The 22,187-nt window shown below is 73.5% G+C and carries 16 protein-coding genes; 8 read left to right on the top strand and 8 right to left on the bottom strand.

The window, feature by feature from the left end:
• Both IE136_RS20615 and IE136_RS20610 read right to left on the bottom strand, forming a co-directional pair.
• A partial coding sequence (locus IE136_RS20615; RefSeq protein ID WP_189601051.1) for a GAF domain-containing protein occupies positions 1-993 on the bottom strand: 993 nt, incomplete at its 3' end.
• Positions 994-1,279: 286 nt separating this feature from the next.
• The gene (locus tag IE136_RS20610; RefSeq protein ID WP_158987412.1) at positions 1,280-2,284 is read right to left on the bottom strand and encodes an NADPH:quinone reductase; all 1,005 of its coding nucleotides are present in this window, start codon (positions 2,282-2,284) and stop codon (positions 1,280-1,282) included.
• Between the two features lie 101 nt (positions 2,285-2,385).
• Between IE136_RS20610 and IE136_RS20605 the strand changes: the two genes are divergently transcribed.
• From IE136_RS20605 to IE136_RS20570, 8 genes are all read left to right on the top strand, one after another.
• The gene (locus IE136_RS20605; RefSeq protein ID WP_158987414.1) at positions 2,386-2,883 is read left to right on the top strand and encodes a GNAT family N-acetyltransferase; all 498 of its coding nucleotides are present in this window, start codon (positions 2,386-2,388) and stop codon (positions 2,881-2,883) included.
• A 175-nt stretch (positions 2,884-3,058) separates the two neighbouring features.
• A complete protein-coding gene (locus IE136_RS20600) occupies positions 3,059-4,648 on the top strand; it encodes a class I adenylate-forming enzyme family protein (protein ID WP_189601050.1) in 1,590 nt (529 codons plus the stop codon).
• A 44-nt stretch (positions 4,649-4,692) separates the two neighbouring features.
• A complete protein-coding gene (locus tag IE136_RS20595) occupies positions 4,693-6,726 on the top strand; it encodes an FAD/NAD(P)-binding protein (protein ID WP_158987418.1) in 2,034 nt (677 codons plus the stop codon).
• The gene (locus tag IE136_RS20590; protein ID WP_158987420.1) at positions 6,723-8,204 is read left to right on the top strand and encodes a class-II fumarase/aspartase family protein; all 1,482 of its coding nucleotides are present in this window, start codon (positions 6,723-6,725) and stop codon (positions 8,202-8,204) included. Before IE136_RS20595 ends, IE136_RS20590 begins: the two co-directional genes overlap by 4 nt.
• Positions 8,205-8,320: 116 nt before the next feature.
• On the top strand, positions 8,321-9,682 hold the full coding sequence (locus IE136_RS20585; RefSeq protein ID WP_189601086.1) for a nitrate/nitrite transporter: 1,362 nt from the start codon (positions 8,321-8,323) through the stop codon (positions 9,680-9,682).
• A gap of 4 nt (positions 9,683-9,686) precedes the next feature.
• The gene (locus tag IE136_RS20580; protein ID WP_189601049.1) at positions 9,687-11,831 is read left to right on the top strand and encodes a molybdopterin oxidoreductase family protein; all 2,145 of its coding nucleotides are present in this window, start codon (positions 9,687-9,689) and stop codon (positions 11,829-11,831) included.
• Complete coding sequence (locus IE136_RS20575) at positions 11,828-13,126, top strand: FAD-dependent oxidoreductase (protein WP_158987424.1); 1,299 nt, start codon at positions 11,828-11,830, stop codon at positions 13,124-13,126. The genes IE136_RS20580 and IE136_RS20575 overlap by 4 nt, the downstream gene beginning before the upstream one ends.
• Positions 13,123-14,247: an NAD(P)/FAD-dependent oxidoreductase gene (locus tag IE136_RS20570; RefSeq protein WP_158987426.1), complete on the top strand. Its 1,125-nt coding sequence runs from the start codon at positions 13,123-13,125 to the stop codon at positions 14,245-14,247. Before IE136_RS20575 ends, IE136_RS20570 begins: the two co-directional genes overlap by 4 nt.
• Positions 14,248-14,336: 89 nt before the next feature.
• Here IE136_RS20570 and aroA read toward each other — a convergent pair whose 3' ends face one another.
• The 6 genes from aroA to IE136_RS20540 all read right to left on the bottom strand — a co-directional run bounded on the left by aroA (position 14,337) and on the right by IE136_RS20540 (position 22,029).
• Entirely contained in the window at positions 14,337-15,647 is a 1,311-nt protein-coding gene (aroA, locus tag IE136_RS20565; RefSeq protein WP_158987428.1) for a 3-phosphoshikimate 1-carboxyvinyltransferase, read from the bottom strand.
• Entirely contained in the window at positions 15,644-17,596 is a 1,953-nt protein-coding gene (locus IE136_RS20560; protein ID WP_189601048.1) for an anthranilate synthase family protein, read from the bottom strand. Before IE136_RS20560 ends, aroA begins: the two co-directional genes overlap by 4 nt.
• Positions 17,596-18,216 carry an isochorismatase family protein gene (locus IE136_RS20555; RefSeq protein ID WP_158987432.1) on the bottom strand — a complete coding sequence of 207 codons (621 nt, stop codon included), beginning with the start codon at positions 18,214-18,216 and terminating at the stop codon, positions 17,596-17,598. The genes IE136_RS20560 and IE136_RS20555 overlap by 1 nt, the downstream gene beginning before the upstream one ends.
• 51 nt (positions 18,217-18,267) lie before the next feature.
• Positions 18,268-19,038, bottom strand: coding sequence for a 2,3-dihydro-2,3-dihydroxybenzoate dehydrogenase (locus tag IE136_RS20550; protein WP_158987434.1), 771 nt, complete (start codon positions 19,036-19,038; stop codon positions 18,268-18,270).
• Between the two features lie 101 nt (positions 19,039-19,139).
• On the bottom strand, positions 19,140-20,312 hold the full coding sequence (locus IE136_RS20545; protein WP_158987436.1) for a 3-deoxy-7-phosphoheptulonate synthase: 1,173 nt from the start codon (positions 20,310-20,312) through the stop codon (positions 19,140-19,142).
• 277 nt (positions 20,313-20,589) lie between these two features.
• Positions 20,590-22,029: a multicopper oxidase family protein gene (locus IE136_RS20540; RefSeq protein ID WP_189601047.1), complete on the bottom strand. Its 1,440-nt coding sequence runs from the start codon at positions 22,027-22,029 to the stop codon at positions 20,590-20,592.
• Positions 22,030-22,187 lie beyond the last annotated feature (158 nt).

Below are 22,187 nucleotides of genomic sequence, written 5' to 3'. Positions count from 1 at the left end.
GGGCCGGCGGCCGGCGTGCGCGTCCAGCGAGGCCTTCGCCACGGCCTCCTCGTCGAGGCCGGGGATCTCGCCGCCGGAGGCGAGGCTGCGCCCGCCGGGGTCACGGATCATGACGGTCCCGTCCAGCGCGTCACCCGCCGCCTTGGCCACGTTGCACAGGTCCCCGCCCGCCAGGACGAGGTTCATGATCCGGCTGTGGGCCTCGCTGACGTGCCGCATCCGGGTGAGGCTGGAGCGGGCCCGCGAGCTGTCCAGCTCCAGTTCGGTCACCTCGGCCCTGGTCTGGTCGAGGAGGCCGGCCTTCTCGATGGCGACCGCCGCCAGGTCGGCCAGTGAGGACATCAGCCCGATCTCGTCGGGCGTGTAGTGCCGGACCCTGCGATCGGCGCCGTACAGCGCGCCGACGGTCGTGTCGCCGCTGCGCAGCGGTACGGCCATGATGGCGTGCAGCCCCTCGGCCCTGACGACCTCGTCGACCGCCCGCGCGTGCGGGAAGCGGTCGTCCTCCAGGTAGTCGGCGGTCCAGGCCGGTTCGCCGTGGGTGTGTGCCTCACCGCCCAGTCCGTGCCCGTCGATGACCCGCAGACCGGTGGTCAGTCCGGTGTGGGAGCCCTCGGTGGTGAGGACGAAGGAGGAGCCGTTGGTGTCGCGCAGGCTGACGTACGCCATGTCGAAGTCGAGCAGCCGTTTGGCGCGGCGGGTGATGACCCGCAGCAGGCTGTCGAGGTCGTACGGGAGGGTCAGGTCCCGTGCGGTGTCGACGAGTGCGGCCAGCCCGGCCTCGCGCTGCTCGCGGCGGTCGAAGGAGGAGCAGATGCCCGCGGCGAGCTGAACGGCCCTTTCGAGTCGCGCCAGTTCGGCCGGCGACGCCCCTGCCCGCCGGGCCTCGCCGAGAAGTGCTTCGTAGCGGCCCGGTGGGGCCTGTTGAGCGAGCAGCTCCAGAACCGCGAGCGCGTCGGTGCCCCCGCCTCCGTCCGCGCCGTGCTGGGACAATTGCCTCAACCCCCGTTGTTGAGAGAAACCGGGAGCCCCTGAGGGAACCCGTACCGCTGGCCGAAACTAATTCGGCCCCCGAGAGAGGGTCAACGGTGACCTCGGCCACTTCGTTCCCGGCCGGTGGCCGGGGCGTGACGGGGGTGCCAAGATCACCATGGCATGGCGTGAACTGTGTCGTGCGACCACCTTCCCGGTGCCGCCGAACGCCCGGAGCGCACCGGGAGAACGTCGGGACGCCCGGGCGTGACGGTACGTCAGCGGGTGTGCGTGGCCGGGACGTCGGTCAGGCCGTCACCGGCGTGACGTCCGGCGCCGTCGTGCGCAGGACGATCCGGCTGCCGTGGGGGCCGTGCGTCTCGATGCGGCGGTGGACCTCGGCCGCCTCGCTCAGCGGACGGACCTCGACCTCGCGCGGGCGCAGCAGCCCGGCGGCGAGGAGACGGTTGATGGTCTCGGCGGCCTCGGCCAGTTCGGCGGTGGCGGCGTGGGAGATGACGAATCCGGCGATCGTGCCGTCCTTCATGTAGAGCCGGCCGGCCGGCAGGACGGGCTGGGTGCGGGCGCCCGCGAGGAGCACGATCCGGCCGCGCCGCGCCAGCACGTCCACGCTGTGGGCGAGGTCGTTGGTGCCCGAGGCGTCGAGATAGACGTCGACGCCGTCCGGTGCGGCCTTCCGGATCAGCTCGTGGACTTCCGGGTCGGTGTAGTCGAAGACCTCGGCGGCGCCCAGCGAGGAGACGTACGAGGCGTCCCGCCGCCGGGCCGTGGCGATCACCCGTGCCCCCGCGCGGGCGGCGAGGACGACCATCGCGCTGCCGACGTTGCCGGCCGCGCCCGCGACCACCACCGTCTCCCCGGCCCGTACCCGGCCGTGGGTGAAGAGCCCGAGGTACGCGGTGGCCGCCGGGTGGACCACGGCCACCGCGGTCTCCGCGTCGACACCTGCCGGGAGCCGGTAGAGCCGGTCGGCCGCGACCACGGCCTGCTCGGCGGCGGCGCCCTGACGCCCTTCGTGGCCCAGGCTGTTGCTCCACACCAGGTCGCCCACCGCGAAGTTGTGGACGCCCGCTCCGGTCTCCGCGACGCGACCGACGAGATCACGCCCGATCACGAAAGGAAAAGGCAACGGAGTCCGGAACAGTCCGGAACGGACGAACGTGTCCACCGGATTGACCGTCGTGGCCATGACGTCGACGAGAACGTCCGTAGGTCCGGGGCGCGGTGCGTCCAGTTCTCCGTATTGAATCGCGTCCGGCGGTCCGAGCTCTTCGATGTAGGCAGCGCGCATGCACCGGATACTGACAGGGTGTAACCACTTTTTCGCCTGTGTGCCGCATGATGTGTCAACTCGGCCGGACCGGACGCCATTAGCGCCCTACGCTCACGGTCATGGAATTGACATTGACCGATCTGACGCCGGACGACCCCGCCCTCGTGACCGACGTCGGGCCGCTGATGGAGACGCTCCGGCCCGGCCTGGGCGCCGACGCGTTCCTCGAGTTCGCGACCGCCGCCCACAACCAGGGGCTGGTCTTCACCGCCGCCCACGACCCGGCCGGCCGCTGCGTCGGTGTGGCCACCCATCGCGTGCTGGCCACCAGCCGCGGACGGTTGCTCTTCGTCGACGACCTCGTCACCGCACCGGCCGCCCGCTCGGCCGGCGTGGGCTCCCGGCTCATCGGCGAGCTGCGCGAACGGGCCCGCCGGGCCGGCTGCGTACGACTCGAACTCGACACCGGCACGGCCAACCCCGGAGCACAGCGCTTCTACCACGCACAACGCATGAACATCGTGGCACTGCACTTCGCACTGGACGTGAACGCGGACGGTGACATGGACACGGACGGGGATGCGCACGGTTCCGGCACCGGACTTGACGGACCCTGAATCGCATCGTTGACCGCCCCATGAACGCTCAGCAGTATCCCGTTCCGAGAACGGCGAAATAACGCCCATTCTCCGTCCGCCCTTCATCACCCCGCGCATTCTCGCGGGAGCGGCTCGAATTCGCCTTGCCGATCTCTCTCGATCTCGGCATTTCTACCGACGAAAGCCTGGGGACATGCTGCTGCAGCGCATTGGAAACCGTGGAATCCGGCTGGGTACGCTGTTCGAGCGAGCGGCGTCCCGGCACCCCGCGAACGTGGTGATCCTCGATCACGACCTCGACATCGCGCCCGAACTCGGGCGGCGCACGACGGTCGCCGAGATCGCCGACCTGATCGACGACTTCGCGTCCCGGCTGTGGGCGGCGAAGGTGCGCCCCGGCGAGCGCGTCGTCGTCTACAAGTCCGACGGCTTCGACATCACGCTGCTGTCCTGCGCCATCGCCCGCATCGGGGCCGTACCGGTGCTGCTCTCCCCGAAGCTGGACGGCGCGACCGCCGCGGAACTGGTGCGCCGCACGGAGCGGCCCTTCCTCCTGACGGACGCCGCGAAGCTGGAGAAGGAGCTGCCGGCCGAGGTCTTCGACCTGGCCGGTACGGTGCTGCTGGCCTCCGGCAGTCACGAGCGCGCCACCGAGCTGGCCGGCCTGGCGGGCGTGGCGCGGGTCCCCGCGGTGACCATGCCGCCGGAGCACCCGACGCTGATCACCCACACCTCGGGAACGACGGGCACGCCGAAGCTGGCCGTGCACACCGGCCGTACGCTGCAGGCCCGTTACCGGCCCCAGGTCTCCGCGATCGCGCCCCTGATCCGCGGTCGCGAGACCATCGCCATGCATGTCTCGTTCGTGCACTCGCGGCTCTTCACGGCGCTCGCGATCTCCCTCTTCCGCGGCTTCCCGGTCATCGTGCTCGCCGACCCGGACCCGAAGCGCGCCGCGGACCTGTTCGCCCGGCTCAAGCCCGGCATCCTGGAGGCCCACCCCAACTCCTTCATGGAGTGGGAGGAGCTGGCGGACGACCCGCGCGGCCCGCTGTCGAACGTCAAGCTGTTCTCGTCCACCTTCGACGCGATCCACCCGCGGACCGTGCACACCCTGCTGCGCGCCACGAAGCGGCGCGCGCCGCTCTTCGGCCAGCTGTACGGGCAGAGCGAGGTCGGTCCGGCGGTGGTGCGCGCCTTCACCCGGCGCCGCTCGCTCGAGGACGACGGGCGCTGCGTCGGCCGCCCCTTCCCCGGCATGACGGACGTCCGGGTGGTGAGCCGGGACGGCAAGGAGCCCTCGCCGGAGAACCCGGGCTACATCGAGGTGCGCAGCGACGGCAGGATCGTCACGTACCTCGGCGAACAGGAGCGGTACGACCAGCAGGTGTCGGCCGACGGCTGGTGGCGGATGGGTGACGTCGGCTACCGCACCAAGTGGGGGTGTGTGCACCTGCTCGACCGCGAGGTCGACCTGATCGAGGGCTTCGGCTCCACGCTCGCCGCCGAGGACACCCTCTTCGGGAAGCTGGCGGAGCTGGCGGAGGTCATCATCATCCCCGGCGCGGACGGCAGGGCCGTCCCGGTGGTCTGCACGAAGGACGACCGCCCGCTGGACCCGGCGGCGTGGAAGGCGGCGGCGGCGTCGCTGCCGCCGATGGCGGAGCCGGTGCAGTGGCGGCTCGGCGAGCTGCCGCAGACCGCCACCACCAAGATCAAGCGGCTGGAGCTGGCGCGTCTGCTCGCTGCCGGCACGGCGCCCACGAGCGGGGAGCAGGTATGACCCGCGACCGGCGAGCCGGCCTGGACGACCACCGGGGAGCAGGCATGAGCGACACGCACGCCGAGCTCTGCATCGTCGGTGCCGGGCCGCGCGGGCTGTCCGTCCTGGAGCGGATCTGCGCCAACGAGCGCGTCGCGCCGACCCACCGGACGCTCACCGTCCATGTCGTCGACCCGGCGGCGCCCGGCCCGGGCGCGGTGTGGCGGACGGAGCAGTCGCGGCACCTGCTGATGAACACGGTCGCCTCGCAGGTGACCGTGTACACCGACGACAGCGCGCGGATCGAGGGCCCGATCGAGCCGGGTCCCAGCCTGTACGAGTGGGCCCAGGAGCTCGTGGTGCTGACGCGGGCGGGCGCGTCAGCCGACGCGTACGACGCCGCGACGCTGGAGGAGGCGGGCCGGCTCGGCCCGGACTCGTACCCCTCCCGTGCCTTCTACGGCCGGTATCTGCACGACTGCTTCCAGCGGGTGGTGGCCCGCGCGCCGGGTCATGTCACGGTCCGGGTGCACCGGTCGCGGGCGGTCGCGATGGCCGACACCCACGGGGTGCCCGGCGGCCCGCAGGGCGTCCGTCTGGAGGACGGCACCCGGCTCAACCACCTCGACGGGGTCGTGCTCGCCCAGGGCCACGTGCCGGCCCGGCTGACGGCCCGTGAGGCGCGGACGGCGAGCCTGGCCCGCATCCACAATCTGCGCTACCTCGCGCCGGCCAATCCGGCGGACCTGGACCTGAGCGGCGTCGAGCCGGGACAGCACGTGCTGCTGCGCGGCCTGGGGCTCAACTTCTTCGACCACATGGCGCTGTTCACGGCCGGCCGTGGCGGGGTCTTCGAGCCGCGCGAGGGGCGTCTGGTGTACCGCGCCTCGGGGCGGGAGCCGAAACTGTTCGCGTCCTCGCGCCGCGGGGTGCCGTACCACGCGCGCGGGGAGAACCAGAAGGGCGCGTACGGGCGTCACCTGCCCCGACTCCTCACCCCGGAGTTCATCGCCCGGCTGCGGGCCCGGTCGGTCGACGGCGAGCGGGTGAACTTCGGGCAGGACCTGTGGCCGCTGATCTCCCGGGAGGTGGAGAGCGTCTACTACGGCACGCTCCTCGACTCCCTGGGGCGCGGCGACGAGCGCGAGGAGTTCACCGCGCGCTACCTGGCGACCGTCGAGGAGTCCGACCGGAATGAGCTGGTGGCTTCGTACGGCATCGAGGAGACGCGCCGCTGGGACTGGGAGAAGCTGTCCCGGCCGTACGGGGAGCGCAAGTTCTCCAGCCGGGGCGACTTCCGGGCATGGCTGCTGCGCCATCTGCAGCGGGATGTGGCGGAGGCGCGGGCCGGCAATGTGCGGGGGCCGCTCAAGGCCGCCCTCGACGTGCTGCGGGACCTGCGCAACGAGGTCCGGCTCGCCGTCGACCACGGCGGCCTGGAGGGCAACTCCCACCGGGACGACCTCGAGGGCTGGTACACCCCGCTCAACGGCTTCCTCTCGATCGGCCCGCCGGCCTCCCGCATCGAGGAGATGATCGCGCTGATCGAGGCGGGTGTCCTGGAGGTCACCGGACCCGGCACGCAGATCCGCCTCGACGCGGCGGCGCCGTCGTTCGTGGCCGCGTCGGACTCCGTGCCCGGGCCGCCCGTACGCGCGTCGGTGCTGATCGAGGCGCGGCTGCCGGAGCCGGACCTGCGGCGCACCGAGGATCCGCTGATGCTCCACCTGCTCAACACCGACCAGGCGGCGCCGTACCGGATCGCCGGTTCCTGCGGGACGAGTTACGAGACCGGGGGGCTGGCCGTCACCGAGCGGCCGTACCGGGTGGTGGACGGCCGTGGCCGGCCGCACCCACGCCGGTTCGCGTACGGCGTGCCCACCGAGTCCGTGCACTGGGTGACCGCGGCCGGGATCAGGCCGGGCGTCGACTCGGTGACCCTGGGCGACTCGGACGCGATCGCGCGGGCCCTGTGCGCGCTGCCGCCGACGGCCCGGGTGCCGGCCGGAGTGCGGCCGGTGACGGAGGGCTCGGCGCAGGGGACGGCGGAAGGCTCGGCGGAGGGTTCCGGTGCGCAGCTCGCCGGGGTGATCGTGTGACGCGCCCGTGGGAGGACGCGGGTCTCCTGTCGCCCGTACGGGCCGGGACACCGGTGGAGGCGGTGGTCGGTGACCGGGCCTGGCTGCAGGCCATGCTGGACGCCGAGGCCGCCCTGGTCCGGGCCCAGGCGCGGCTCGGCACGGTCCCGGAGGGGGCGGCTCGTGCCGTGTCCAACGCGGCGCGGGCGGAGCGCCTCGACCTGCGCGCCCTGGCCCTCGCCGCCCGCGAGACCGCGAACCCCGTGGTCGGCCTGGTGCAGGCACTCACCCGGGTGGTGGCGGCACAGGACCCGGCGGCCGCGGAGTACGTCCACCGGGGTTCGACGAGCCAGGACATCTTCGACACCGGCGCGATGCTGGTCGCGGACCGGGCGCTGCGGCTGATCCGCGCGGACCTGGACCGCACGGCGGTCGCGCTGGCCGCCCTCGCGGAGCGCCACCGCGACACCCTGATCGCCGGCCGCACCCTGACCCTCCACGCGGTCCCGACCACCTTCGGCCTCAAGGCCGCCGGCTGGCGCACCCTGCTCCTGGACGCGGACGAGCGCCTCGCCCGCGTCCAGGAGTCCCTCCCGGTCTCGCTGGGCGGGGCGGCGGGAACGCTCGCCGGGTACGTCGAGTACGCGCGCCTCGCGGCCGGTGAGGCCGGGCCGTCCGCTCCCGGTGGGCCGGACGACAACCCGCCGGACCCCGGCCCGCCGGGAGCCGACCGCTCCGGCGTCCAGGGGTTCGACGTGGCCGGGTACAGCGAGCGGCTGCTTGAGGCCTTCGCCGAGGAGACCGGGCTGCGCGGTGCGCCGCTGCTGCCCTGGCACGCCCTGCGCACCCCCGTCGCCGATCTCGGGTTCGCGCTCGCGTTCGCGACCGGGGCGCTCGGGAAGATCGCGGTGGACGTGCAGTCGCTCGCGCGGACGGAGGTCGGGGAGGTCGCCGAGCCGTCGGGCGGGGCCGGGCGCGGGGCGTCGTCGGCGATGCCGCACAAGCGGAACCCGGTCCTCGCGACCCTGATCAGGTCCGCCGCCCTCCAGGTGCCGGCCCTCGCGGGCGCGTTGGGGCAGTGCCTGGTGCATGAGGACGAGCGCTCGGGCGGGGTGTGGCACGCCGAGTGGCAGCTGCTGCGCGAGTGCCTGCGGCTGACCGGTGGCGCCGCGCACACGGCCGTCGAGCTGGCCGAGGGACTCGAGGTGCGGGCGGAGCGGATGCGGGAGAACCTGGCGCTCACCGGCAGCCAGGTCGTCTCCGAGCGGATCGCGGCCGTGCTCGCGCCCCGGCTCGGGAAGGCCGCCGCGAAGGAGTTGCTGACGTGGGCGTCGGTGACGGCGGACCGCGACGGCCGCCCGCTCCCCGACGTCCTCGCCGAGGCCCCGGAGCTCGCCGGGGTCATGGATGCCGCCGAGGTGGCCTCCCTCTGCGACCCGGCCGCCTACACGGGCGCGGCGGGCCCGCTGGTGGACCGGGCGTTGAAGGGCACGCCGTGAGCGTGACGGACCGGGGCGGTCGCGAGCCCGGCGACGGACGCGGGCGGGACACCGAGCGGAGGCCCGGCGACGGACGGGACACCGGGCACGGGCGGAGGCCCGGGCGCGGCCGGTGGATCGAGGACTGGGACCCGGAGGACGTCCGGTTCTGGGAGGGCCAGGGCAAGCGGATCGCCCGGCGCAACCTGGCGCTCTCCGTCGCCTCCGAGCACATCGGGTTCTCCGTCTGGTCCATGTGGTCGGTTCTCGTCCTGTTCATGTCGCCCCGCATCGGGCTACCCTTCACGCCCGGCGAGAAGTTCCTGCTCGTCGTCGTCCCGACGCTGGTGGGAGCGGTGCTGAGACTCCCGTACAGCCACGCGGTCACGCGGTTCGGCGGCCGGAACTGGACGGTCTTCGCCACCGCCGTACTGCTCGTCCCCGCCTGCGGCGCCGCGTACTTCACGCAGCGCCCCGGCACGCCCCTGTGGGTCTTCCTCCTCATCGGCGCGCTCGGCGGCGTCGGCGGCGGCAACTTCGCGTCCTCGATGACGAACATCACCGCCTTCTTCCCGCAACGCCACCAGGGCTGGGCCCTCGGGCTCAACGCGGGCGGCGGCAATCTCGGGGTGGCCGTCGTGCAGCTCCTCGGGCTGCTGGTCATCGCCACGGCCGGCGACACGCACCCCTCCTACGTCGCCGCGTTCTACCTGCCGCTGATCGTCCTCGTCTCGCTCCTGGCGGCGCTGCGGATGGACAACCTGGCGCCGGTACGCGGCGAGGAGGGTGCCCGGCGGGGTGCCCTGCGCGAGGCCCTGGGTGTCGCGCACACCTGGTGGATCTCGCTGCTCTACATCGGCACGTTCGGCTCCTTCATCGGGTACGGGTTCGCCTTCGGCCTGGTCCTCCAGACCCAGTTCGGCTCCACGCCGCTCCAGGCCGCCTCGTACACGTTCCTCGGCCCCCTCCTCGGTTCGACCGCCCGCCCCTTCGGCGGGCGGCTCGCGGACCGGTGGGGCGGGGCGCGGGTCACCGCGTGGACGTTCGCCGGGATGGCGGCCGGGACCACGGGGCTGCTCCTCGCCTCGCGGCACGGCTCCTTCGCCATGTTCGTGGCCGGGTTCACCGTGCTCTTCGTGCTCACCGGGATCGGCAACGGCTCCACGTACAAGATGATCCCGGCCGTCTTCGCCGAGCGGGCCGGCCGCGAGGTCACCGGGGGCGCGGACGCGACCCCGGCCTTCGCCCGCGCCCGCCGTCTCTCGGGCGCCGTGATCGGGATCGCCGGCGCCGTGGGCGCGCTCGGCGGCGTCGCGGTGAACCTCGCCTTCCGGGCGGCGTACGGCTCCGAGGGCGGCAGCGGCGCACCCGCCTTCCTGGCGTTCCTCGGCTTCTACGCGCTGTGTGTGGCGGTGACGTGGGTGGTGTACCTGCGACCGGTACGGGCAGGGCGGCAGCCGGAACCCCGAACGGCACGGCGCGGGGTCACCCGTGTCTGAGCCCATGTCCGGTCCCCTTTCCGAGCTCCTGTCCGTACCCGGGTCCGCTCCCCCGCCCCGTACCGTCCACACGCACTGCCCGTACTGCGCGCTGCAATGCGGTACGCGGCTCGGTCATGCCCTCGGCGAGGTCACCGTCACCCCCTCCGCCTTCCCCGTCAACCAGGGCGGCCTGTGCCAGAAGGGGTGGACCGCGCCCGAGGTGCTGTCGACGGCCGACCGGCTGCGCGAACCCCTGGTGCGCGGCGCGGACGGCAGGCTCGCCCCCGCCGGCTGGGACACCGCCCTGGACCTGGTCGCGGGGCGGCTGAAGGAGATCCGGCGCGCGCACGGGCCGGACGCGGTCGGGGTCTTCGGCGGCGGCGGGCTGACCAACGAGAAGGCGTACCTCCTCGGCAAGTTCGCCCGGCTCGCGCTGCGCACCAGCCGGATCGACTACAACGGCCGTTTCTGCATGTCCTCGGCCGCCGCCGCCTCCAACGCCGCCTTCGGTGTCGACCGGGGACTGCCCTTCCCGGTGACGGACCTGGGCCGGGCGGACGTGGTGCTCCTGGCCGGGGCGAACCCGGCCGAGACGATGCCACCGCTGATGCGGCACCTGGACCGGGCCGCGCTGATCGTGCTCGACCCGCGCCGTACCCCGACCGCCGAGCGGGCGGCGATGCATCTGCGGCCCGCGCCCGGCACCGATCTCGCCCTGGCACTCGGCCTGTTGCAGCTGACGGTGCTCGACGGTCGGCTCGACCACGCCTTCGTACGGGAGCGGACGAACGGTTTCGAGGCGGCCTGGCAGCGGGCGCTGCCCTGGACGCCGGAGCGGACCGAGCGGGTGACGGGGGTGCCGGTCGCGGCCCAGCGGGAGGCGGTCCGAATGCTCGCCGACGCCCGCCGGGCGTACGTCCTGACGGGGCGTGGCGCCGAACAGCACAGCAAGGGCGCCGACACGGTCTCCGCGTTCGTGAACCTCGCGCTCGCGCTCGGGCTTCCCGGCCGGGACGGCAGCGGCTACGGCTGCCTCACCGGCCAGGGGAACGGCCAGGGCGGACGTGAACTGGGGCAGAAAGCCGACCAGTTGCCCGGCTACCGGATGATCGACGATCCGGCGGCCCGCGAGCACATGGCCACGGTGTGGGGTGTGGAGGCGGCCGCGCTGCCGGGCGCCGGGCCGAGCGCGTACGAGCTGCTCGACTCGCTGGGGACGGCCGGCGGCCCGCGCGCGCTCCTGGTCTTCGGTTCGAACCCGGTCGTCTCCGCGCCGAACGCGGGCCATGTCACCGAGCGGCTCGCGGCGCTCGATCTGCTGGTCGTGGCCGACTTCGTGCCCTCGGAGACGGCCCGGATGGCGGACGTGGTCCTTCCGGTCGCCCAATGGGCCGAGGAGGAGGGCACCTTGACGAATCTGGAGGGCCGGGTGCTGCGCCGGCGCGCGCTGCTCGCGCCGCCGCCGGGGGTGCGCGGCGATCTGGAGGTGCTGCGCGGGCTCGCCGTACGGCTCGGTGAGCCCGCCGAGCGGTATCCCGTCGAGCCCCGCGAGGTCTTCGAGGAACTGCGGCGGGCCACGGCGGGTGGCCGGGCGGACTACTCCGGGGTGAGCTACGAGCGCCTGGACGCCGGTGAGGCGCTGCACTGGCCGTGCCCGGCGGTGCCGTCGGGGCCGGCGCACCCGGGAACGCCGAGGCTCTTCCTCGACGGCTTCGCGCACCCGGACGGGCGGGCCCGTTTCGTACCGGTCGAGCACCGCGACGCGGCGGAACTTCCGGGCCGTGACCTGCCCTTGTACGCGACGACGGGCCGGGTCCTGGCCCACTACCAGTCCGGCGCGCAGACCCGGCGGGTGGCCGGGCTCACGGCGGTGGAGCCGGAGCCGTTCGTGGAGATCCACCCCGACGCGGCCCGGCGCGCGGGTGTCACGGCGGGCGGGCTCGCCCGGGTGGTCTCGGCGCGGGGAGCGGTGGTGGCACGGGTGCGGCTGGCGGAGAGCCTGCGGACGGACACGGTGTTCCTGCCGTTCCACTTCCCGGGCGACGGGCGGGCGAACCTGCTGACGGGCGGGGCGCTGGACCCGCGCAGCGGGATGCCGGAGTTCAAGGTGAGTGCGGTACGGGTCGAGCCGGTGGACGTGGTCCCCGGCGGGGCGGTGAGTGTGTGAAGCGGATCCTCGTCGTCGGCAACGGCCTGGCCGCGCACCGGCTGACCGCGCGCCTGGCCGCCCTCGGCCACGACGGCCCGGTGACGGTCCTGGGCGCCGAGCCCCACCCCGCGTACCAGCGCACGCTGCTCGGCTCGGTGCTCGGCGGGGACGTGCCGGCGAGCGCGCTGACGCTGTCGGCGCCGCCGCCCGGGGTACGGGTCCTGACGGGTGTCCGGGTCGTCGCCGTCGACCGGGCGCGCCGGGTCGTGCGGTGCGCGGACGGGACGCGGTACGGCTACGACACGCTGGTCCTGGCGACCGGGGCGCGGCCGACCGGCGACGTGCACACCCTGGCCGACGCCGCCCGGCCGGTGCGGGGGCGGGTGGCCGTGGTGGGCGGCGGTGTCCTCGGCGTGGAGACGGCGACGGCGCTGCGGCGGCGCGGGCACCGGGTGGTCCTGGCGCACGGCGGCCCCTACCCGATGCACCGGCATCTCGACGAGGTCGCGGGCCAGTTGGTGGCGGCGCGCCTGGAGTCATGGGGCATCGAACTGCGGCTCGGCGGGTATGTCCCGGCGTCCGGGACGCTCGGCGCGGACACGGTCCTGCGGTGCACCGGCACCGTGCCGGAGACGGCGGCGGCCCGCGAGGCGGGCCTGGCGGTGCGGCACGCGTCGGGGAGCATCGTGGTCGACGAGCGCCTCCGCACGAACGATTCCTCGATCCGGGCGATCGGCGCCTGCGCGGGCACGCCGGACCTGGCGGGCGCCCTGGCCCAGGCGGAGACCCTGGCCACCCTCCTGACGGGCGGCGACACCCGCTACGTACCCCTGCCGCCGATCCTGCGCCCAAGGGTGCCGGGCCTGGACATCGCCTCGCTCGGCGCGTCGGGGCCGTCGGGCGCGCCCGACGAGGTCGTGACCTTCTCCGACCCGGCGCGCGGCCGGTACGCGCGGATCGAGATCCGGGACGAGCGGATATCCCGGGCCGTGCTCGTCGGCCTCCCCGAAGGCACGGCGGCCGTCGCCCAGCTGAGCGACACGGGCCGTCCCGTGCCCGAGGACCGGCTCGCCCTCCTCCTCGGGGGGCGGACGAAGGCCCACGGGGACGACCCGGCCGCGATGGCCGACGAGACCGTGCTCTGCCACTGCAACAACGTCAGCAAGGGAACCGTCGTACGCGCCTGGCAGCACGGCGCCCGGGACCTCGCGGCCCTCGCCGCGACGACCCGCGCGACCACCGGCTGCGGCGGCTGCACGGCGGCGGTCCGCGCGGTGTGCGCGGCCCTCCCGGTCCCGGAGGAGGTCGGATGAGTCTCAGTCGGCGGACGCTCGTCGTCGTCGGGTACGGGCCGGTCGGGCATCGGCTCGTCGCCGAGGTGCGGGCGTTGGACCGGACCGACAGCTGGCGGGTCGTCGTGCTCGGCGAGGAGCCGCGGGGCGCGTACGACCGGGTCGCGCTCTCCTCCCTCGTCTCCGGGCGCACACCGGCCGACCTCGCGCTGCCCGTCCCCGACTCCCTCGTCGACGTGCGGCTCTCCACGACGGTGACCGGGATCGACCGGGACCGGCGGACCGTGCGGTGCTCCGACGGGACGCGGCACGCGTACGACGCCCTCGTCCTGGCCACCGGCTCGCGGCCGTTCGTGCCGCCCGTGCCGGGGCGCGACCTGCCGCACTGCCTCACGTACCGCACGGTCGAGGACATCGAGGCGCTCCGCGCCGCGGCCCGCCCCGGCGCGCCCGGTGTCGTCGTCGGCGGCGGCCTGCTCGGTCTGGAGGCCGCCGACGCGCTGCGGCGGCTCGGGATGCGCCCCCATGTGGTCGAGGCCGCCCCGCGTCTGATGCCGCTCCAGGTCGACACGGGCGGCGGCCGGCTTCTCGCCTCCCTGGTGCGGGAGCTCGGCGTCGAGGTGCACTGCGGGGCGACGACCGTCTCCGTCGACGCGGACCGGGTCCGGCTCGCCGACGGTACGGAGATCGAGGCCGGGCTCGTCGTCTTCTCCGCCGGGATACGGCCCCGGGACGAGCTGGCCGCGGACGCGGGCCTGGCGACCGGAGAGCGGGGCGGGTTCCTCGTCGACGACGGTCTGCGCACGGACGACGAACGGATCTGGGCGGTCGGCGAGTGCGCCGCGGTCGGGGGACGCTGCCACGGTCTCCTCGCCCCCGGCTACCGGATGGCCGCCGCCGTGGCCCGGAGCCTCATGGGCCTCGCCCCCACCCCGTTCGGCGACACCGGGCAGCCGACCCGGCTCAAGCTGCTCGGCATCGACGTGACCGGGTTCGGTGACATCCACGCCCGTACGGAGGGGGCGATCGAGTTCAGCGAGGCCGACCGCGCGGGCGGCCGGTACCGCAAGCTGGTCCTGGGCGCGGACGGACACACGCTCCTCGGCCGGGTGGAGGTCGGCACGGCTCCCGCCCGTTCCTGAACGGGCCTTGACCCGGCCTGGTACGACACCGGGCACGCCGTCAGGGGGCCGAGGACGCGCTCATGCGCGGTTCCTCGGCCCCCTCGCACTCAGCGGGCGACGAGCGCCTCCGGGTACCCGCTTCGGGGGAACAGCCGGGCCATCTCGGCGTGGAAGCCGGGGAAGGTCTTCGCCACGCACGCCGGGTCGTCCAGGGTGATCACGCCCGGGGCGGTCAGGCCGAGGACGGAGAAGGCCATGGCGATCCGGTGGTCCCGGCGGCAGGCGATCCGCGCCGGGCGCGGAGTGCCGGGGTGCACGGTGATCCGGTCGGGGCCCTCGTCGGCGCGGATGCCGCAGGACCGCAGGTTCTCCGCGACGGCCGCGATCCGGTCGGACTCCTTCAGCCGCGCGTGGGCGATGCCGGTGATGGTGACCGGCGCGTCCGCGAGCGGGGCGATCGCCGCGAGGGTCATGAAGGTGTCGGAGATCTCCCCCATGTCGACGGTGAATCCGCCCCGCAGTCCCGCGCTGCCTGTTCCGGTGACGGTCGTCGCGCTCTCGCCGATCTCGACGCCGGCTCCGGCCCGGCGCAGCGCCTCGACGAAGCGCAGGTCGCCCTGGAGGCTGTGGCGCCCGAGCCCGGGCACGGTGACGGCGGTGCCGGTGACCGCCGCCGCCGCGAAGACGTACGAGGCGGTGGAGGCGTCCGGTTCGACCGCCAGGCCGGCGGCCCGGTAGCCGCCGGGCGCCACCGTGATGACCCCGTCCCGCTCGGTCGTCTCCGCGCCGAAGTGGCGCATCAGGGCGAGGGTCATGTCGATGTAGGGGCGGCTGACCAGGGCACGTGCCTCGACGGCGAGCCCCTCGGTCATGAGCGGCGCCGCCATCAGGAGGCCGGTCAGGTACTGGCTGCTCAGGGAGGAGTCCAGGGCGATCCGCCCGCCCGCGAGCCCCTCGGCCCGGACGGTGAGCGGCAGGCCGCCCTCGCCGTCGCCCCTGCCCTCACCCCCGCCCTCGACCCCCGCTCCGAGTCGCCGGAGGGCGTCGGCGAGCGGGGCGAGCGGCCGGGCGCGCAGCTGCCCGGAGCCGTCGAAGACGAAGGTGCCGTGCCCGGTGGCCGCGAAGGGCGGCAGGAAACGGGCGGCCGTTCCCGCGTCGGCGCACCAGACCCGGGCGTCGGAGCGCGGTCCCCGCCCGCTCCCGGTGATCTCCCAGGAGGCGTCGTCCTCACCGACGGTCCGGACGGGGATGCCGAGAGCGGTCAGCGCGGTACGGAAGGCGAGCGTGTCGTCGCTGACGAGCGGCGCCCGGAGGACCGTGGCACCCCGGGCCGCCGCGGCGAGCAGCAGGGCCCGGTTGGTGATGCTCTTCGAGCCGGGGATCCGCGCGACGGCGGCCTCCTGGACCGTACCGGTCATGCGACGGGCACACCCTCGGCCGACGCGCTCTTCACCAGGCCGCCGAGCAGCGACGCGACGATCCGCGGTCCGCTCTGGGTGAGCACGGACTCGGCGTGGAACTGCATCGACGCGAAGTGCGAGCCGCGCAGGGCGTGCACCTCACCGGTCTCCGGGTCGCGGCTGACCTCGACGGCGCCGAGGTCCGGGTGGTGGAGGCGGTCGCTGTCGCTGCGGGCCGCGAAGGTGTTGTAGAAGCCGACCCGTTCGCGGCTGCCGAAGAGGTCGATCTCCTTCTGCACGCCCTGGTTGGGCACGTCCCGGCGGGCGAGCTCCAGGCCGAGGCCCAGGCTGAGGACCTGGTGGCTGAGGCAGACGGCGAGGAACGGCCTGCGCTCGCGCAGCAGGGTGGCGACCGCCTCCCGCAGGTGCGCGATCTTGGGGTGTCCGGCCTCGCGCGGGTCGCCCGGGCCGGGGCCCATGATGACGAGGTCGTAGCCCTCGAAGGCGTACTCCTCGTCGAAACGGCGAACCGTCACCTCCGGACCCATGGCGCGGACCTGCTGTCCGATCATCGAGGTGAAGGTGTCCTCGGCGTCGACGATCAGGACACGCTGTCCGGCGAGGACGGGGTCGGGGCCGGGGCGGCCGCGACCGGACTCCTCCGCGAGCCAGAAGTCGGCGATGGTGGCGTTGCGGCGCTCCAGCGCCTCCCGGACGCGCGGGTGGGCGCGGAAGCGCGCGGCGCCGTCGTCCTGGAGGGCGGAAAGCAGTCCGGCGGCCTTGGCGCGGGTCTCGGCGACCTCCGACTCCGGGTCGGAGTGGCGTACGAGGGTGGCGCCGACGCCGATCCCGACCCGGCCGGCGGCGTCGATCTCGGCGGTACGGATGAGGATGGCGGAGTCCATGGCCCGGCCGCCGAGGGCGTCGCGGCCGATGAGGGCGGCGACCCCACTGTAGTAACCGCGGCCGTGCGGCTCGTACTTGGCGATGACGCGGGCCGCGCTCTCCAGCGGCGAACCGGTCACGGTCGGGGCGAACAGCGTCTCCCGGAGGATCTCGCGCGGGTCGCGGTCGGTCTGGCCCTCGATGAAGTACTCGGTGTGGGCGAGCCGGGCCATCTCCTTGAGGTAGGGGCCGACGACCCGGCCGCCGTCCTCGCAGATCCGGGCCATCATCTTCAGTTCCTCGTCGACGACCATGTACAGCTCGTCGGCCTCCTTGCGGTCGGCGAGGAAGTCGAGGACGCCGGGGAGGGTGGGACCTGAGGCCGGGTAGCGGTAGGTGCCGCTGATCGGGTTCATCACGGCGGTGCCGTCGGCGAGGCTGACGTGCCGCTCGGGGGACGCGCCGACGAAGGTGCGCTCCCCGGTGTGGATGACGAAGGTCCAGTAGGCGCCCGTCTCGCGCGCCAGGAGCCGCTTGAAGAAGGTGAGGGCGCTGCCGGGTCCGTAGTCGGTGATCTCGGCCGTGAAGGAGCGGCGGATGACGAAGTTGGCGCCCTCGCCGGTGCCGATCTCGTCGGCGACGATCCGGCGCACGATCTCGGCGTACGCGCTGTCGTCGACGTCGAAGCGGCCCTCGGCGAGGGTGATCGGGACGTCGGGGATCGCGGCCAGGACGGTGTCCAGGGGGACGGTGGTCTGCTCGGTGACGCTCATCGCGATGAGCGGGGCGCCGTCGTCGGTCCGGTCGTAGCCACGCTCGCCGATCTGGCGGTACGGGACCACGGCGAGGACCTCGTGCCGGCCGGCGGTGCCCGGGTCCTCGCGGAGCGGGAGGTCGGCGAGGGTCGCCGGCATCGAGATGTCGCCGGTCAGCAGGTCGAGGGCGCCGGGCCCGGTGGTCTCGGGGCGGTGCAGCACGGCGAAGGCGGGCGGGTCGGTCCCGAGCACACGGCTCAACAGGTCCTGGCCCCGGTGCTGCTCCTGGTCCCGGTGCCGGCCCCGGTGCTGCTCCTGGGCGGTCATCACAGCACCTCCTTGGTGGTGGTGACGACGGCGCAGCGTTTGGCGGCGTAGTCGAGGGCCGACCAGTGCTCGGCCTCGGTGAAGTCGCCGAGGGCGTCGGCGACGAGGAAGGTCTCGATGTCGTTCGTGAACGCCTCGACCGCGCTGGCGAGGACGCCGACGTGGGCGTACACCCCGCAGATGACCAGCTGGTCGCGACCGTGGAACCGCATCCGCTCCAGCAGATCGGTCTTGAAGAAGGCGCTGTAGCGCCACTTGGTGAGCAGCCAGTCCCCGGAGGCGGGTGCGAGCGGCTCGACGACCTCCCGGTCGGCGGGGTCGACGCGCATGCCCGGGCCCCAGAAGTCGGCGAGCAGACCGCGCTGTTCGGGCGTCATGCCGCCGGGCTGCGCGGTGTACGCCACCGGGATGCCGTGGGCGGCGCAACGGTCGCGGAGCAGGGCCGCGTTGGCGATGATCTCCTCGCGCAGCGGAGTGGGGAAGGGCGCCAGGAAGTAGCGCTGCATGTCGTGGACGAGCAGGACCGCGCGGTCCGGGTCGACGGACCAGTGCGGGGTGGCGGGCGGCAGCGCGCCGGCCGTCGGCAACGGATAGGCCTCGATGGGCGGTATCCCGGCCATGACGTCCTCTCAGGTACGGAAGCGATGAGGGGTTCTGGTGCGGGGCGGGCTCTACGCGCCGAGCGAGGCGCCGCCGTCGACCGTCAGGTCGTGCAGGGTGATGTGGGACGCCTGGTCGGACAGGAGGAAGACCACGGCGTCGGCGATGTCGGTGGGCAGCGCCAGCTTCTTCAGCGGGATGCCGACCCGGAACGCCTCGGGGCGGCCCTCGATGGTCCCCTTGGGGCCGGACTCGTCGTGCCACATCGAGGACAGCATCGGGGTGTCCGTGGAGCCCGGCGCGACCAGGTTGCAGCGGATACCGTACTGCGCGACCTCAAGCCCCAGCGACTTGGTGAAGAGGGAGGCGGCGGCCTTGGAGGCGGCGTACGCGGCCATCTCGCTGCGCGGGGTGTTGGCGGCGTTGGAGGCGACGGTGACGAGGGCTCCGGAGCCGCGCGGGATCATCCGGTCGACGACGGCGCGGGAGACCTGGAAGACACCGGTGGCGTTGACGGCGAAGGTGGCCGCCCAGTCCTCGTCGGTGAAGGTGCGGACGGGACCGAGGCGCAGGACGCCGGCCGCGTTGACGAGGAAGTCGATCGGGCCGAGGCGGCGCTCGGCCTCCTCGACGAGGGCGTTGACCTGGGCGCTGTCGGTGACGTCGGCGGGGAACGCCTCGACGGGCAGACCCTCGGCGGCGAACGCGGCCACCCGCTGCTTGAGCGTGGCCTCGTCCCGGTCGACGGCGGCGACGGTGACACCGCGGTCGGCGAGCGCGCGGACCACCGCGGCGCCGATCCCGCCCGCGGCGCCGGTGACGAGAGCGATCTTGTCCTGCATGACGGTTTCTCCCTGGAGACGTGGGACGTCGGGCGTCGGGCGTCGGGCGCGAGGGTCGGACGGGGGCGCCGGACGTGGGACGTGGGTCGGGCGGACGGGGCTCAGGCGCGCCAGGCCGAGATGACCGTGACGGCCTGGCCGGGGTTGAGCCGCGGGTCGCAGAAGCTGGTGTAGTGCTCGCCGCAGCGCCCGACCCACTGCTCGCCGGGCACGCACTCGGTGACGTCGTCCGGGGTGGTCTCCAGGTGCACGCCGCCCGCGATGCCGCCGGAGGAGCGGACGGCGAGCTGGAACTCCGACATCTCCCGCTCGACGGTGGTGGTGTAGCGGGTCTTGAGGCCGCCGGGCGCGCTCACGGTGTTGCCGTGCATGGGGTCGGTCAGCCAGATCACCGGGTGGCCGGCGGCGCGGACGGCCTCGACGAGTGGCGGCAGCTTCTGGGCGACCTTCTCGGCGCCCATGCGGGCGATGAGGGTGAGCCGGCCGGGCTCGCGGGCCGGGTCGAGGATCTCGCAGAGGGTGAGCAGCTCGTCGGGGGTCATGCTCGGGCCTACCTTGCAGGCGACCGGGTTGACGACCTCGGCGAGGAGGGCGACGTGGGCGCCGTCGGTCTGGCGGGTGCGTTCGCCGATCCACGGGAAGTGGGTGGAGGCGAGCAGCAGCCGGCCCTCGTCGTCGCGGCGGAGCATCGGCACCTCGTAGTCGAGGAGCAGGGCCTCGTGGCTGGTCCACACGGGCGGGTCGATGACCGGCCGGCCGACGGGCTTGCGCCAGCCGAGGTGGCCCATGATGTCGTTGGCGGCCATGTAGCCGGTGAGCAGTCGCAGCGGGTCGGGGCGGCGGGACTCCGGGTCGGGCTCGGGCCCGTTGACCATGTGGCCGCGGTAGACGGGGAGTTCGAGCTCGCCGACCTTCTCGGTGTCGTTCGAGCGCGGCTTGCCGAACTGGCCGGCCATGCGGCCCACGCGGATCACCGGCTTGTGGGTGATCATCTTCATGGCGCCGGCGAGCAGGTCGAGGACGGCGGCCTTGCGGGCGACGTGCTGGGCGGTGGACTCGTCCGGGTCCTCGGAGCAGTCGCCGGACTGGACGATGACGGCCTCGCCCGCGGCCACCCTGGCGAGCAGCGTGCGCAGGGTGTGCACGTCCTGGGGACTGACCAGGGAGGGGCGGACGCTCAGTTCCTCCCGTACGCGTTCCACCTGGGAGGCGTCTTCCCACACGGGCTGTTGCAGAGCCGGCCTTTGCCGGATGTCGAGCAGAGTGTTGTCCACTGGGGGTCTCTCCTAAGACGACAGGACGACGGTGCGGCGGCATTCTTCGTGGCAGAGATCCACTCGGCGGGAAGAGCGAGCGGCGAAGAGCGGGCGGGGAAGATCGGACGGACGACGGGCCGGCCGGCCGGCGGATCACGGAACGGAGGTGTCCTCGGCAGGGCCGGCCGGCCCGGAATTCGTTCGAATCATCCGCTGCGTGCGGGGGCCCGGCCAATGACGCGGGCCGCACTCCGTCAAGTGGGCGGAGAATCCATCAGGTCGGTTCGTGCTCCGTTCACACGACTTCCATCTGGGCCATCATTCCCATCGCCGCGTGGTCGAGCATGTGGCAGTGGTAGAGATACTTTCCCCGATAGCTGTCGAATGTCGCCTGGAACTTCACCGTCTCGCCGGGCATGACGCGGATCGTGTCCTTGAGTCCTGCCTCGGCCGGGCCGGGCGGATTTCCGTTCCGTTCCAATACGCGGAACTGCACCAGGTGAATATGGAAGTTGTGCGGAATGGCTTGATTGCTGTTGGTCACCGTCCAGATTTCCGAGCCGCCCCAGGGGACGGTGTTGTCTACGCGATGGTGGTCGTAGACCTTTCCGTCCATATAGCCCTGCGGATGCGGGCGCCCGCCCTCGTCCATGCTCATGACGACGGTCCGCCGGCCCGTGACGGCGGGCAGCGCGGGCAGGGTGCGCAGGGTGGCGGGCACGGAGCTGGAGTCGGTGGCGGTCTTCACCACGTCGAAGCGGAGCACCTTGCCGGTCAGTTCGGCCGGCCCCGGGCCCTCGGTGTTCTCCAGGACGAGCCGGGTGCCGACCGGGTACCGGGAGAAGTCGATGACGACCTCGGCGCGTTCGCCGGGCGAGAGGGAGACGGTGTCGGTGGAGAAGGGCTTCTCCAGGAGACCGCCGTCGGACCCGATCTGGACGAACGGCGAGCCGTCCTGCAGGCGCAGGGTGAAGAACCGCAGGTTGGTGGAGTTGAGCAGCCGGAAGCGGTACTTCCGGGCGGCGACCTGGAAGTAGGGCCAGGCCTTGCCGTTGGCGAGGATGGTGGAGCGGCCCATGAAGTCGTCCATGGTGTAGACGAGCTGCCCGGCCGCGTCGATGTTCGCCTCCCGGAGCATGATCGGCACGTCGTACGAGCCGGAGGGCAGCGGGAGCGCCTTCTCCTGGGCGTCGGTGAGCAGGTAGAACGCGGACAGGCCGCGGTAGACGTGCTCGGACTCCATGTGGTGGGCGTGGTCGTGCAGCCAGAGCGGGGCGTGTCCCTGCTGGTTGGGGTAGTGGTACGTACGGACGCCGCCGGGGGCGATCGTGGCCATCGGGTCGCCGTCGTGCTCGGGGGCGACGTGCCCGCCGTGCAGGTGGATCGAGGCCGGCATGTCCAGCTTGTTGTACTGGTTGACGACGACCGGGCGGCCGGAGGTGGCCCGGATGAGCCCCGGGAAGCCGCCGTTGAAGGTGAAGACCTCGGTGAGCTTGCCGGGAACGATCTCCTTGGTGTTCTTGCGTATCGAGATGTTGTAGGTGTCCACGCCGTTGGCGGTGGAGCTGGGCGCGATGACCTGCGGAAGCGGCATCGCCTGGGTGAAGAACGCGACGGCGGTCGCGTCGGCCGCGGAGGCCGACGCCGCGCCGAGCAGCGGGGTCAGGGCTGCGCCGGTGGCCACCGTGCCGCCTGTCGCCAGGGCGGCACCGATGAACCGTCGTCTGGAAAGCATGGGGATTCCCCTCGTCATGGGCGCGCCCTGTGCGCGCCCCGATCTCCGTGCTGTCGGTGTGGGGGGACGTGGGGGGTGTCGTGCGGGTGTGGGGGAGCTCGTGGGGGCCACCGCCGCCGGTCACGCGGCGTGGCCGTGGGGGCCCGCGCCGGCCACGA

Source organism: Streptomyces lateritius, from assembly GCF_014649715.1.
Classification (GTDB): Bacteria; Actinomycetota; Actinomycetes; order Streptomycetales; family Streptomycetaceae; genus Streptomyces; species Streptomyces lateritius.
Note: the sequence above shows the minus strand (reverse complement) of the source record. Positions and strands in the feature narration are given on the sequence as shown.